Source organism: Rahnella sikkimica, assembly GCF_002951615.1.
Classification (GTDB): Bacteria; Pseudomonadota; Gammaproteobacteria; order Enterobacterales; family Enterobacteriaceae; genus Rahnella; species Rahnella sikkimica.
Window position 1 is genome coordinate 2,463,844 of the sequence record NZ_CP019062.1, and the last position, 12,280, is coordinate 2,476,123.

A 12,280-nucleotide genomic window follows, 5' to 3' on the forward strand; every position below is an offset into this window, starting at 1 on the left:
TTTATTACTCACAGGTTATGTTTTTTTATGGCAACGACGTCTGCTCAAACCACTTTTATTCTTTACGGCATTAAAAATTGCGATACCGTCAAAAAAGCCCGCCGCTGGCTGGAAGAAAATGGCGTTGAATGCCAGTTCCACGATTATCGGGTTGAAGGCCTGGACGACGCGTTGCTGCAAAACCTCATCAGCAAACAGGGTTGGGAAGCGATGCTCAACACACGCGGCACCACCTGGCGCAAGCTGGATGAAACCACGCGCACGGCCTGTGATAATGAAGCCAGCGCCAAAGCCGTGATGCTTGAACATCCGGCGGTGATCAAACGTCCTTTCTTACTGGCGCCAGATGGCCAGTCTCTGCTGGGATTCAAACCAGAAAGCTATCAGCAATTTCTCGCACAGGTGAAGTAACATGAGTTGTCCGGTTCTCGATTTAGCCCAGCAGTTAATCCGCCGCCCTTCCCTCAGCCCGGACGATGCAGGCTGCCAGGAAATTATGATTGCCCGCCTGCAGGCCATTGGTTTTCACGTGGAGCCAATGAATTTTGGCGATACCCTTAACTTTTGGGCGACACGCGGTGAAGGCAAAACCCTGGCATTTGCCGGGCATACCGACGTCGTGCCGACCGGCGATCACAATCTGTGGGTGACCGGCCCGTTTGAGCCGACCCTGCGCGATGGCATGCTGTATGGCCGTGGCGCTGCCGATATGAAAGGTTCGCTGGCGGCGATGGTCGTCGCGGCTGAACGCTTTGTGGCGGCAAACCCGAATCATAAAGGCCGTCTGGCGTTTCTGATTACCTCCGATGAAGAAGCCAGCGCCGTGAACGGCACCGTCAAAGTGGTTAACGCCCTGATGGAGCGCAAAGAGCGCCTGGATTTCTGTCTGGTCGGCGAGCCCTCCAGCACCACACGCGTGGGTGATATTGTGAAAAATGGCCGTCGTGGTTCGATGACCGCTAACCTGCACGTTCATGGCGTTCAGGGCCACGTCGCGTATCCGCATCTGGCCGACAACCCGGTGCACCGCGCGATGCCTGCGCTCAACGAACTGGTCGCCACTGTGTGGGATAACGGCAACGAATTCTTCCCGCCAACCAGCATGCAAATCGCCAATATCAACGCAGGTACTGGCAGCAACAACGTGATCCCCGGCGAGCTGTATGTGCAGTTTAACTTCCGCTTCAGCACGGAACTGACCGATGCAATCATCAAGCAGCGCGTCGCTGAACTGCTGGACCGCCACAATCTTCAGTACACCCTGAACTGGGTGGTATCCGGCCAGCCGTTCCTGACCTCGCGCGGTGAACTGGTTGATGCCGTCGTGAAAGCTGTGCGCCACTACAGCGAAATCACGCCAGAACTGCAAACCACCGGCGGAACCTCCGACGGGCGTTTCATCGCACTGATGGGCGCGCAGGTGGTCGAACTCGGGCCGGTGAATGCCACCATCCACAAAATCAACGAATGCGTACATGCCGCTGATTTGCAGGTTCTCAGCCGTATGTATCAGCGCATCATGGAACAGTTAGTCGCATGATCAGCAATGAAATGCTGACCGGCCGCTCGGATGCGCATCTGGTCACATTGGGCGAAGGCCCGCACCGCTTACAAAAAGCCGCCGCAGACGCCTTTGCAGAAATGCAAAAAGCAGCGGCGCAGGCCGGATTTAATTTGCAACCCGCCAGCACTTTTCGTGATTTCAGTCGCCAGCAGGCTATCTGGAATGGCAAATTCCGCGGCGAGCGACCAGTATTAGATAAGAACAGTCAGCCGGTGGACATCAGCACCCTGTCAGCCGCTGAACGTTGTGAACTGATCCTGCGCTGGTCGGCACTGCCGGGTGCCAGCCGTCATCACTGGGGCAGTGATCTGGATGTTTACGATCCGTCGTTGTTGCCGGAAGGCCAAACGCTGCAACTGGAGCCGTGGGAATACGAGGAAAACGGCTATTTTCATCCGCTGAACCTCTGGATGTCGGCGCACATGGAAGCGTTTGGTTTTTACCGGCCTTTTGCGCAGGACGTTGGCGGCGTCGCCGTTGAACCCTGGCATCTGAGTTATCGTCCTCTGGCTAAACTGTGTGAATCGCAACTGACGCCGGCGGTGCTTATCAGCGCATGGCAGGGCCAGGATATCGCTGGTTCTGACTGGGTCATCAGTGAGATAGCGACACTATTTCCGCGTTTTATCGCCCTAAACCCTACATAAATTAAGGAGCACGCCATGGAGTGGATTAAAGATTACTGGTGGATCGTTCTGATCATTCTGATCGGCATGTTTATCAGCGGGATGAAAGAATTACGTCGCGTGGACGTCAAGAAATACCTGAAAGATAAACCTGAACTTCCACCGCATCGCGACAACAATGCCGAGTGGGATAATGACGATGACTGGCCGAAGAAGAAATAAGGCCGATAAGACAGAGGCAGCCGCATTGGCTGCCTTTTAGATCAGCGGGGTTCGTAGTTCTTCAAATGGGCAATCGCGGTATTGATCATATGTGAATCCAGCCCGTGGCCCATGCCCGGCTGAATGTTCAGGGTGCAATCGCAGCCCAATGACTTCAGGCGTTCAGCGGCGCTTTTCGACTGGAACGGGTTAATCACAGGATCCTGTTCACCGTGAATGAAATGCACCACCGTACCGGCGGAAATCGGTTTTTCCGGCAGGACGGAGAAACGCCCGCTGAAAGCCACAATGCGCGAAGCCAGATGTTCTTCCACTTTGGTGGATTCCAGCGCCATGATAGTCCCCTGAGAGAAGCCAATCAGCGTGGTATGTTCCGGCGGAACACCGGTTTTCTGCTGCCAGTCACGGACAATTTCGACGAATGCGGGCATCGCCGCATCGACACGCGGCTGACGGTTTTGCTCAGTCACGCCCTGCACGGAAAACCACTGGAAGCCACGACCAAAATCACAGATGTCCGGGCTGCCGACGCTGATAACCTGCGCCTGTGGAAATGAAATCGCAAAAAACTTGCCGATTTCGCCCATGGAAATCGGGTTATCGCCCACCCCGTGAAACAGTAAAATCAGCTGGTTAGCTCTTTCTTCCGGTTGCTGGACAATAATCTGTTCTGAGCTCATGAATTTCTCCCGTTGTAGGTTAATGGCCTTACTATACGCCGCCCGCCGGTCAGTGAAATCGGGTTTTGTTGAACGAGTCTTTCCATTTTTTGCAATGAGACCGTTGGTTTACTCGCCAGCACGCAGGGAAATCGTCCTCTGACGCCAAATCTCACACGCCGCCGCATCCGTGGCTTTCAGCGCCTGCACCGTTTCCTGACGCCAGCGTACCAGCAGATCTTTCCGGCCATTCAGCCGCAGCGCCTGCACAATGTCGGCGACACTTTTCCCCTGTTGCAGATAAGCGCGCAGCGCGGCCAGCGGCAGGGAAAGTTGCAGTAAGAGGCGGTTCAGCGCCGGTAAGCTGCTTTCCAGCGGCCGGTGTGCAAACGCAAATCCGGCCAGTTCGCGCCAGTCGGTTTCATCAAACGATAAATCGCCTGTTAACGGCAGCGGCAGCGTGCGGTCTATCTGCGGTGCCAGCCAGCGCCAGTCGCGGTTGAGCTGGGATTCTGCGGCATCCGTCAGCGCCTTCCCGGCATGGCTTAACGGTAACAGCGCCATGGCGGCGTAACATCCGCTGCTGGCTTCTTTCTGGGTACTCACACGCACCAGACGAAAACCGGCCTGCTGCCAGAGCGCGGCCAGTTCATCGGTATACCCGAAACTGACCGACATAAAATCCAGCCCCTGTTGCTGCGCGTCGTGTTTTTGCTGCATCAGCAACTCAAGGGCAATTCCCTGACGCCGGAACGACGGATGAACGGCAATACGGCTGATGCGGCGCGAACGCAAAACTGCGGCCTGCGGGAAACCGGCGTGCGCGGCAAGAGATTGTGCGACCAGATTCCCGCGCGGACGCCGCCTTCCCGCCCAGACTTCCTGCGCCAGCTCCGCACTCAGCCCGCCCTCTTCCACCAGCCACAACGCGCCGGTCAGCGTGTTTCCCTGCCGGGAGGCACTGAAAGTCATGCCCGGCGCATCGAGCAGGCGGCGTAAATCCAGCGGCGAGGTGCGGTAGTGCGCGCTGGTCAGTAGACCGTAGAATTGTTGTAACAGCGCCGGTTCACGCAGCCAGTCATTGGCTTCGATAGGGAATATTTCGGACATTCCCGCCGTGGTATCTCCGACGGGAATTTCTTCCGAAAACAGCAATAATTCGCTGATAAACGGCTCCAGCAGATCCCGCGCTGACCAGCGGACCGGTTCGGTCAGACGCAAATCATGCCAGTGCGGCAGTGAGGCGCAGAATTTCAGCAGGAACCCGCGGCCAGTCCCTTCGTAACCCTGAACCGTGGTAGAGAGCAAAACGCGGGGAAACGACGTAATCAGCGCCGACAGCATCGGTGCCGGGATCGCCGCTGCTTCATCGATAATCAGCCAGTCAACGTCCGTCACCGGCTCAGCGTTGCATAACGCAAGCAAGGCATCCGGCGCGATAAAACGGGCGGACTCCGGGAGATGGCTGAGAATTTGATTTGCGGACGCTTTACCCGGCGCGGTTATCTGGCAAATGCCCGGCCACTGGCTGGCAAGCATCCCGGCCAGCGTCGATTTCCCACGCCCGCGCGGTGCCGTCAGCACCCAGACGCCGGAGTCCGCGTTCATCAGCTGTTGTAAAATCAGATGTTGCTGAGGCGTTGGCTGGCCATCGGGCGGCACCCACGCATCGGCGGGCGATAAGGGTGGAATGGCCAAAGGCGCGTTCTGGCGACAGACGGAAATTTCAGGATGGCTGCGCAGTAAAGTCTGAAAACGTTGGATAAAACGCGAAGACGGGATCGCCTGCGGCTGTTCGCTCCAGCGCAGACTGTCGGCATCAGGGCATTGTGGCCACTCATCCCATTCCGGCACTAATAAAACCAGCCAGCTTCCCGCTTTCAGAATGCCGGCAAACACCGCCAGCGCGTCGGCATTCAGCCCGGTTCGTACATCGAATACGCCGTGCAGTTTTTCCTGCCCCAGCAACGTGTGAACCGCAGAGAAAGTCACAGACTCCGCACCTGACGGAGAATTTTCGCTCACCCAGACCCAGTCGCCCGTTTGCCCTTGTGCGAACGCCTCTGCCTGCGCCGAACACCACACGGCATCGCCGCTGAAAACCAGCAAGCGGCGAACGCCTTGTTCAAGCATCTGCTGTTGCAGGGTATTTTTTAGGGCAATATCCATCGGTTACCGCTCAGGTTTTTCCCACCAGCATCGACAGCAGACCTGCCGCAATCAGAGGTCCGACCGGAACGCCTTTAAACATCGCCACGCCCAGCACCGTCCCAACCAGCAGACCCGCCACCAGATGCGGCTGACTGCCCATCAGGGTTAAACCGCGTCCGCCCAGCCATGACACCAGTACACCCACCAGGATCGCCAGAATGGATTTCCAGTGGAAGAAAGAGTGAACCACGGTACTGGCGCTGATTTTACCGCTGGCAATCGGAGCCATCACGCCAATAGTTAATATAATAATGCCGATGGTGAGGCCGTATTTTTCAATCCACGGAAAGAAATTATTGAGCGGTGTAATGCGCACCGTCAGCAGGAAAAACATTGCGATAGTGACGGCACTGTTGTGACTGATAATTCCGAGACCGGCAAAAACGAGCAGAATTAAAAGGGTTGGATCGAGAAAAGCCATGGCGTTCCCAGCGGTTCAACATGCAGATGAAAGAGAGGCTCAGTGAGCCTCTCAGAGTCGGTCATTGATTATTGAACAGTTTTTACTGGCAGACCAGAGCTTATTCTCACTTGATCAGCGGCTGGCGAAGGTATTGCACTGGTCAGGATTGCCGGTGTCGAACCCGCGTTTAAACCAGGTGTAGCGCTGCTGGGACGTGCCGTGCGTAAAGCTGTCGGGGACAACGCGCCCCTGACTTTGCTGTTGCAAACGGTCATCGCCGATCGCCTGCGCGGCATCCAGCGCTTCTTTCAAATCCCCCTCTTCAAGCACGTTTTGCTGCTGCATTGCGTGGCCCCAGACACCGGCATAACAGTCGGCCTGAAGTTCCATTTTTACGGAAAGCTGATTCACCACGCTTTGCGAAGCGCCCTGCTGCATCTGACGAACTTTGCGCTCAGTGCCCAGCAGGTTCTGCACATGGTGACCGACTTCATGCGCGACCACATAGCCTTGCGCAAAATCGCCGCCCGCGCCGAGCTTATTTTGCAAATCCTGATAGAAGGACAGATCGATGTACACCGTGCTGTCCGCCGGGCAATAAAACGGCCCCATGACCGACTGACCTGTGCCACAACCGGTTCGGGTTGAGCCACGGTACATCACCAGTTTCGGCTCGCGGTAGGTCATCCCCTCTTTCTGAAAAATAGCTTTCCAGGTGTCTTCTGTTGACGCGAGGATCACGGACGTGAATTTCGCCTGCTCGTCATCTTTCGGGCTGATGGATTGCGATTGTGTCTGTCTTTGCACGTCACCGGACTGGCCGCCGTCAATCAGCGGCGTCAGGTCGATACCGTAATAACCCGCCACCAGCACCACAATAATAATCACAATGCCACTTTTGCCACGGATAGGCAGGCGCATTCCGCCACCGCCCATTCCCGGCCCGCCGTTAGATCCTTCTCCGCGTCTGTCTTCTACATTGTCGCTTTCGCGACGCCCTTGCCAACGCATACCCCACCTCCAGACTGTTTTTTTAAAGACTAGCCAGCGCACACGATTAATACCATCTGCGAAGGGACGTAATTTTAGGCGAGGAATATTTAAATGAAATAAAACAGTGAGGAAAAGGGAAAATAAAACGTAAAGAAAAGAGCGGGTGATGATTTTCATCACCCGTTAGACACCGGGCCGCACCGCGTAAACGATTGCGCAGCCCGGCTAAAAAAATAGCGTTCGCTTAGTCCAGTTTTACACCGATGCGATGCGCAACTTCTTCGTACGCTTCGATCAGGCCACCGAGGCTCTGGCGGTAACGGTCTTTATCCATCTTGTTCAGGGTTTCTTTATCCCACAGGCGGCTGCCGTCCGGGGAGAATTCATCGCCCAGCACAACTTCACCGTTGAACAGACCGAACTCCAGTTTGAAATCGACCAGGATCAGACCGGCATCGTCAAACAGTTTGCTCAGAACGTCGTTCGCTTTGTAGCTCAGCTCTTTCATGCGCGCGAGGTTTTCCTCGTTCACCCAGCCAAAGGTCTTGCAGTAAGACTCATTGATCATCGGGTCGTGCATCGCGTCGTTTTTCAGGAACAGATCGAACAACGGCGGGTTCAGTTCCAGACCCTCTTCAATGCCCAGACGTTTTACCAGCGACCCGGCAGCACGGTTACGGATAACGCATTCAACCGGGACCATATCCAGTTTTTTCACCAGCACTTCGGTGTCAGACAACAGGCGTTCCATTTGAGTAGGAATACCGGCTTCTTCCAGCTTAGCCATGATGAAATGGTTAAATTTGTTGTTAACCATGCCTTTACGGTCGAACTGCTCAATACGCTGACCATCCAGTGCTGACGTATCGTTACGGAACTCCAGTACCAGAAGGTCCGGGTTTTCGGTGGTGTAGACGGTTTTCGCCTTGCCGCGATACAACTCAGCTAACTTTTGCATCTTTACTTACTCCAGTGGAAAAAACAGATGTAAAAAGGGGCCGGAGCCCCTTGGTATTATTTTGCGCTGCTCTGGCTAAACGCGGCCTGCATGACCGCCACCATCGCGTCATTCTGCGACTGGCTGAGAGCATGTCCTTTCGGATCAAGGAACTGCAAGCTACTGCGGTTATCGAGGTCGCCGACCTGAAGCTTGTAATCACCGGAAGTAAGGCCCGGATCTTTCGCACCCAGCGTCTGCCACGCGTCGTCGTTCAGTGGTTTGTAGGTCACGGACAAGGTGCCCTGCGGACGGCTGCTGTCGGTGACTTTCATGCCGGCTTTCGCCAGGGCATTCGGCAGGCGATCCCACACTACGCCGTACGATGAACGAACAATCAGCACCGGTAAGCCGGTATCATCCGCGCCGCTCTGGACATCAATCTCACCCACACGACGGTTGTCGAGGCGTGCCTGAGTATCCTGCTGCACTTTATCCAGATTTGCCGTGATGGCGTTCATCATCTGGCTGTTGTAACGCTGGATTTCAGCTGTCGTTGTGACCGCTTTATCCTGCTGTTTCAGCTCAAGCGTTTTCACGGTCAGCGCTAACTGGTAGCTCTGTTTTTTCACGCTGATCTGATAACGGCCCTGATACTGGAAGTCTTCATCTGCACGATTCCAGTTAACGAAATCAGTGGTCAGAGTCTGGTTAGCATCATCGCGGTTAGCAATTTTGTAATTATTTTGCTCAACGGCTTTTACGACGCTGTTCCACAGATCACGGTTTTGCGGCGTATTTTCCAGCAGCACGGTGCTGGAATCGCCTGCAAACTGGGTCTGAGAACCGTTCAGTAGAGCCAGTGGCTGGGACGGTGGACGAATGTCGAGTTGCTTACCGACTGCGCCTTGCATCGCGCCAGCCTGGATGTCATACGTACCGTTCTGAACCGGTAAAATCATTCCTGCCGGTGCTTTCAGCTCGTGCAGCGCAGCGGCGTCCAGATAGGACTCATCGCCGCTTACCTGGCGCTTATAACGTTGATCGCTGGAACATGCGGCCAGCAACATAATCAGGGAAACCCCGACCACTTTTGCTACAGCAGACTTCTGCAAATGGGTCATCTGGAAACTATTCTTGTCAAATAAAGAGGCCATCAAATCTTCCTAAGAGTTACAGCAAACCGGCGCTTTTTAATGCTTCTTCCACGACCGGACGGGCAGCATCTGTTAACGGCGTCATAGGCAGACGCAGAGTATCGGTTGCCATCAAACCCAGTGCCTTACAGGCCCATTTCACCGGGATTGGGTTTGCTTCTACAAACAAATGCTGATGCAAAGGCATCAGGCGCTGATTCAGGCGACGCGCTTCGGCAAAGTTACCGGAGGCCGCCAGCTCACACAGTTGAGCCATTTCACGGGCAGCTACGTTGGCAGTGACAGAAATGACGCCCTTGCCGCCGAGTTGCATAAAGTCCAGACCGCTGGCGTCATCGCCGCTTAGCAGAATGAAATCTTCATCATCAACCAGCACTTGGATCTGACTAACACGACTTAAGTTCCCTGTTGCCTCTTTAACAGCAACAATATTCTTCAATTTTGCTAAACGCGCGATGGTCGGCGGCAACATATCGCAGCCGGTACGTGAAGGCACGTTGTAGAGAATTTGCGGCAGAGAGGTGTTTTCAGCAATGGCTTTGAAATGCTGATACAAGCCTTCCTGCGTCGGGCGGTTGTAATACGGCGTGACTGTCAGGCAGCCAACAACGCCACTTTTTTCAAAGCGTTGTGTAAGAGAAATCGCTTCAGCGGTGGCATTTGCCCCCGTGCCTGCGATAACAGGAATGCGCCCATCGGCCAGTTCCAGCGTCTGAAGCACCACGTCACCGTGCTCTTCATGGCTTAACGTTGCCGACTCGCCGGTCGTGCCAACGGAAACGATCGCCGCAGTACCACTGGACACATGATAATCAATCAGTTTTTTCAGACTCGCGCGATCGACAGCACCTTTGGTGTCCATCGGCGTAACCAGTGCAACAATACTTCCCGTAAACATTGACCTTCCCCTCCACAAACAGGTCACTCATGGTACTTTTGACACCACTGCAAAAGCAAGCAAACAACGAGCGGTAAGCGCTTGTCCGGCGGTTTTTTTTATGTTTACCTTGGGAATACTCCCAGGCACGACAGGAAGACCCAATTTGCCGCAGCCACAACAACATTATCTGGTTATCACCGCATTAGGTGCCGATCGCCCCGGTATCGTGAACACCATCACCCGTCAGGTCAGCAGTTGCGGCTGTAATATCGAAGACAGCCGTCTGGCAATGCTCGGCGACGAATTCACGTTTATCATGCTGCTTTCCGGCAGCTGGAATGCCATCACGCTGATTGAATCCACCTTGCCGCAAAAAGGCGCGGAGCTGGAATTATTGATCGTGATGAAGCGTACCAGCGCACATGAACGCCCGCCGATGCCTGCTACGGTTTGGGTGAAAGTTGAGGTCAAAGACTCTCCTCATCTGATTGAGCGTTTTACGGATTTATTCGATACCCATCAGATGAATATCGCCGAACTTGCCTCAAAAACACGTCCGGCGGGTGCGACCACACCTGCGCAGTTGTCAATCCAGATGACCGCGCACAGTCCCGCCAATACCGATCCGGTAATTATTGAGCAAGCGTTTCATCAGCTATGTACAGAACTGAATGCGCAAGGCAGTATTAACGTCGTTAGTTATTCTGAGAATGAAAATAAACAGCAGTAATCGCTAAGAGATACGGAGAAAGACAATGAGCCCACTGAAAGCCGGTGATCCTGCGCCGCAATTTAGTTTACCCGATCAAGATGGTGAACAAATTAATCTGGCCGACTTCCAGGGACAGAAAGTCCTGGTCTATTTCTACCCGAAAGCCATGACACCAGGTTGCACCGTGCAAGCCTGTGGTCTTCGCGACAACATGGATCAGTTGAAAAGCGCAGGCGTTGAAGTGCTGGGGATCAGCACCGATAAGCCAGAAAAACTGTCACGCTTCGCGGAAAAAGAGCTGCTGAACTTCACTTTGCTGTCCGATGAAGATCACCAGGTTTGCGAACAGTTTGGCGTCTGGGGTGAAAAATCCTTTATGGGGAAAACCTACGACGGCATCCATCGCATCAGCTTCCTGCTCGACGGCAATGGCAAGGTTGAGAAAGTGTTCAACGATTTCAAAACCACTAACCACCATGACATAGTAATGGCTTACCTGAACGGCAAATGAGCCATAAGATCACCTTCGCGCCATAAAAATGTGTTGGCTCCGGCGGTAGACAGTAAAAAAGCGCAGACGCGCTTTTTTTATTGTTGCTGATGACCGAAATGCACCGCCCTTTAGACGGTTTCGTTTAAGGATTCATCGGGCCAGACGTGAACCACGGCTTTGACCAGCGTTGCCAGCGGTATGGCGAAGAAGACGCCCCAGAATCCCCAAAGCCCGCCAAATACCACGACCGACAGAATAATCACCAGCGGATGCAGGTTCACGGCTTCCGAGAACAGCAGTGGCACGATAACGTTGCCGTCTAATCCCTGAACCACCAGATACGCCACAATCAGCGTCCAGAAATCCGCGCCAAGCCCCCACTGGAACATCGCCACAATCACCACCGGAATCGTCACCAGCATCGCGCCGATGTAGGGGATCAGCACCGATATCCCGACCAGCACCGCCAGCAGCAGCGAATAACGCAGATCCATTATCCAGAACACCAGATAGGTCGCGACACCGACGATGATCATTTCCAGCACTTTTCCGCGAATATAATTGGTGATTTGCTGGTTCATCTCAGCCCAGACCTGCCCCGCCAGACCACGATCACGCGGCAAAATGCGGCGAACGGCGTTGAGCATCTGCTCTTTGTCCTTGAGCAAGAAGAACACCATCATTGGCACCAGAATCAGGTAAATCGCCAGCGTCAGTAACCCGACCAGCGACGCCAGTGAATATTTCACGACGGATTCACCCAGTCCTGAGAGCTTGCTGCGCAGATTTTCGGCCATCATATCGATGATGCCCGCATCCACCAAAGCCGGATAACGTTTGGGCAACGTGGCGGCAAAATCATAGAAACGGTTAAGCATACTCGGTAAATCGGCCAGCAGATTAACGCCCTGCTGCCAGGTCACTGGCGCAACCACAAACATGCCGAGCAGTAAAATACCGGCGAAAATTATCAGCACCACGCTGACGGCCAGCGTGCGCGAAAGCCCGACGTGTTGCAGCCGCACCGTCGGCCATTCCAGGAGATATGCCAGCACAATCGCCACTAAAAGCGGAGCCAGAATGCCGTTGAGGAAATAAAGAATACAGAAACCCGCCACCAGAATAGCCAGCAGCGCGATAGCCTGCGGGTCAGTAAAGCGGCGGCGATACCATTGCAATAACATGTCCAACATCGTGGGAACACTCCTGTGAATTCCGGGTCTGGCGGGTTTGCGCTGTTCGTTCCCTGCGCGCTCAGACACAAGTAACTATCTTTAAATCTCGTTGTCACACAACTGTCGCTGCGGAGTGTTTTAAACTCTCACGAGGATAGCTACTATAGAGAGCAGCGCAAAGAAAAGCGTCACAAAATAGCAATGTGACCAACAGTTCATGGACGAAAGGCTCTTAATGCTTATCGGCA

Annotated in this window: 14 protein-coding genes; 6 read left to right on the forward strand and 8 right to left on the reverse strand. The window is 54.3% G+C overall.

Going from position 1 to position 12,280, the window contains the following annotated elements; genetic code table 11:
• Positions 1–27 precede the first annotated feature (27 nt).
• Genes BV494_RS11400 through BV494_RS11415 form a run of 4 tightly spaced genes read left to right on the forward strand, consistent with a single transcriptional unit; the run spans position 28 to position 2,412 of the window.
• A complete protein-coding gene (locus BV494_RS11400; RefSeq protein ID WP_104922980.1) occupies positions 28–411 on the forward strand; it encodes an ArsC family reductase in 384 nt (127 codons plus the stop codon).
• A gap of 1 nt (position 412) precedes the next feature.
• Positions 413–1,540, forward strand: coding sequence for a succinyl-diaminopimelate desuccinylase (gene dapE / locus BV494_RS11405; protein ID WP_104922981.1), 1,128 nt, complete (start codon positions 413–415; stop codon positions 1,538–1,540).
• A complete protein-coding gene (locus BV494_RS11410) occupies positions 1,537–2,211 on the forward strand; it encodes a M15 family metallopeptidase (protein ID WP_104922982.1) in 675 nt (224 codons plus the stop codon). Before dapE ends, BV494_RS11410 begins: the two co-directional genes overlap by 4 nt.
• A 15-nt stretch (positions 2,212–2,226) precedes the next feature.
• Positions 2,227–2,412: a YpfN family protein gene (locus BV494_RS11415; RefSeq protein WP_104922983.1), complete on the forward strand. Its 186-nt coding sequence runs from the start codon at positions 2,227–2,229 to the stop codon at positions 2,410–2,412.
• A gap of 41 nt (positions 2,413–2,453) precedes the next feature.
• Here BV494_RS11415 and ypfH read toward each other — a convergent pair whose 3' ends face one another.
• The 7 genes from ypfH to dapA form a co-directional block, all read right to left on the reverse strand.
• Positions 2,454–3,092 (reverse strand): esterase, encoded by a 639-nt coding sequence (gene ypfH / locus BV494_RS11420; protein ID WP_104922984.1) that lies wholly within the window; start codon positions 3,090–3,092, stop codon positions 2,454–2,456.
• Between the two features lie 108 nt (positions 3,093–3,200).
• The gene (locus BV494_RS11425; protein WP_104922985.1) at positions 3,201–5,240 is read right to left on the reverse strand and encodes a tRNA(Met) cytidine acetyltransferase TmcA; all 2,040 of its coding nucleotides are present in this window, start codon (positions 5,238–5,240) and stop codon (positions 3,201–3,203) included.
• A 10-nt stretch (positions 5,241–5,250) separates the two neighbouring features.
• Positions 5,251–5,703 (reverse strand): DUF441 domain-containing protein, encoded by a 453-nt coding sequence (locus tag BV494_RS11430; RefSeq protein WP_101075569.1) that lies wholly within the window; start codon positions 5,701–5,703, stop codon positions 5,251–5,253.
• A gap of 114 nt (positions 5,704–5,817) precedes the next feature.
• Positions 5,818–6,696 (reverse strand): KPN_02809 family neutral zinc metallopeptidase, encoded by an 879-nt coding sequence (gene ypfJ, locus BV494_RS11435; protein WP_104922986.1) that lies wholly within the window; start codon positions 6,694–6,696, stop codon positions 5,818–5,820.
• Positions 6,697–6,922: 226 nt separating this feature from the next.
• On the reverse strand, positions 6,923–7,636 hold the full coding sequence (gene purC / locus BV494_RS11440; RefSeq protein WP_013576551.1) for a phosphoribosylaminoimidazolesuccinocarboxamide synthase: 714 nt from the start codon (positions 7,634–7,636) through the stop codon (positions 6,923–6,925).
• Positions 7,637–7,692: 56 nt separating this feature from the next.
• The gene (gene bamC / locus BV494_RS11445) at positions 7,693–8,772 is read right to left on the reverse strand and encodes an outer membrane protein assembly factor BamC (protein WP_104922987.1); all 1,080 of its coding nucleotides are present in this window, start codon (positions 8,770–8,772) and stop codon (positions 7,693–7,695) included.
• A 16-nt stretch (positions 8,773–8,788) separates the two neighbouring features.
• Complete coding sequence (dapA, locus tag BV494_RS11450) at positions 8,789–9,670, reverse strand: 4-hydroxy-tetrahydrodipicolinate synthase (protein WP_104922988.1); 882 nt, start codon at positions 9,668–9,670, stop codon at positions 8,789–8,791.
• A 145-nt stretch (positions 9,671–9,815) separates the two neighbouring features.
• Between dapA and BV494_RS11455 the strand changes: the two genes are divergently transcribed.
• On the forward strand, positions 9,816–10,382 hold the full coding sequence (locus BV494_RS11455) for a glycine cleavage system transcriptional repressor (protein ID WP_104922989.1): 567 nt from the start codon (positions 9,816–9,818) through the stop codon (positions 10,380–10,382).
• A 25-nt stretch (positions 10,383–10,407) separates the two neighbouring features.
• Positions 10,408–10,875: a thioredoxin-dependent thiol peroxidase gene (gene bcp, locus BV494_RS11460; protein WP_104922990.1), complete on the forward strand. Its 468-nt coding sequence runs from the start codon at positions 10,408–10,410 to the stop codon at positions 10,873–10,875.
• 110 nt (positions 10,876–10,985) lie between these two features.
• On the opposite strand, the gene BV494_RS11465 is transcribed toward bcp, so the two are convergent.
• Positions 10,986–12,050 (reverse strand): AI-2E family transporter, encoded by a 1,065-nt coding sequence (locus tag BV494_RS11465; RefSeq protein WP_104922991.1) that lies wholly within the window; start codon positions 12,048–12,050, stop codon positions 10,986–10,988.
• Between the last annotated feature and the right edge of the window lie 230 nt (positions 12,051–12,280).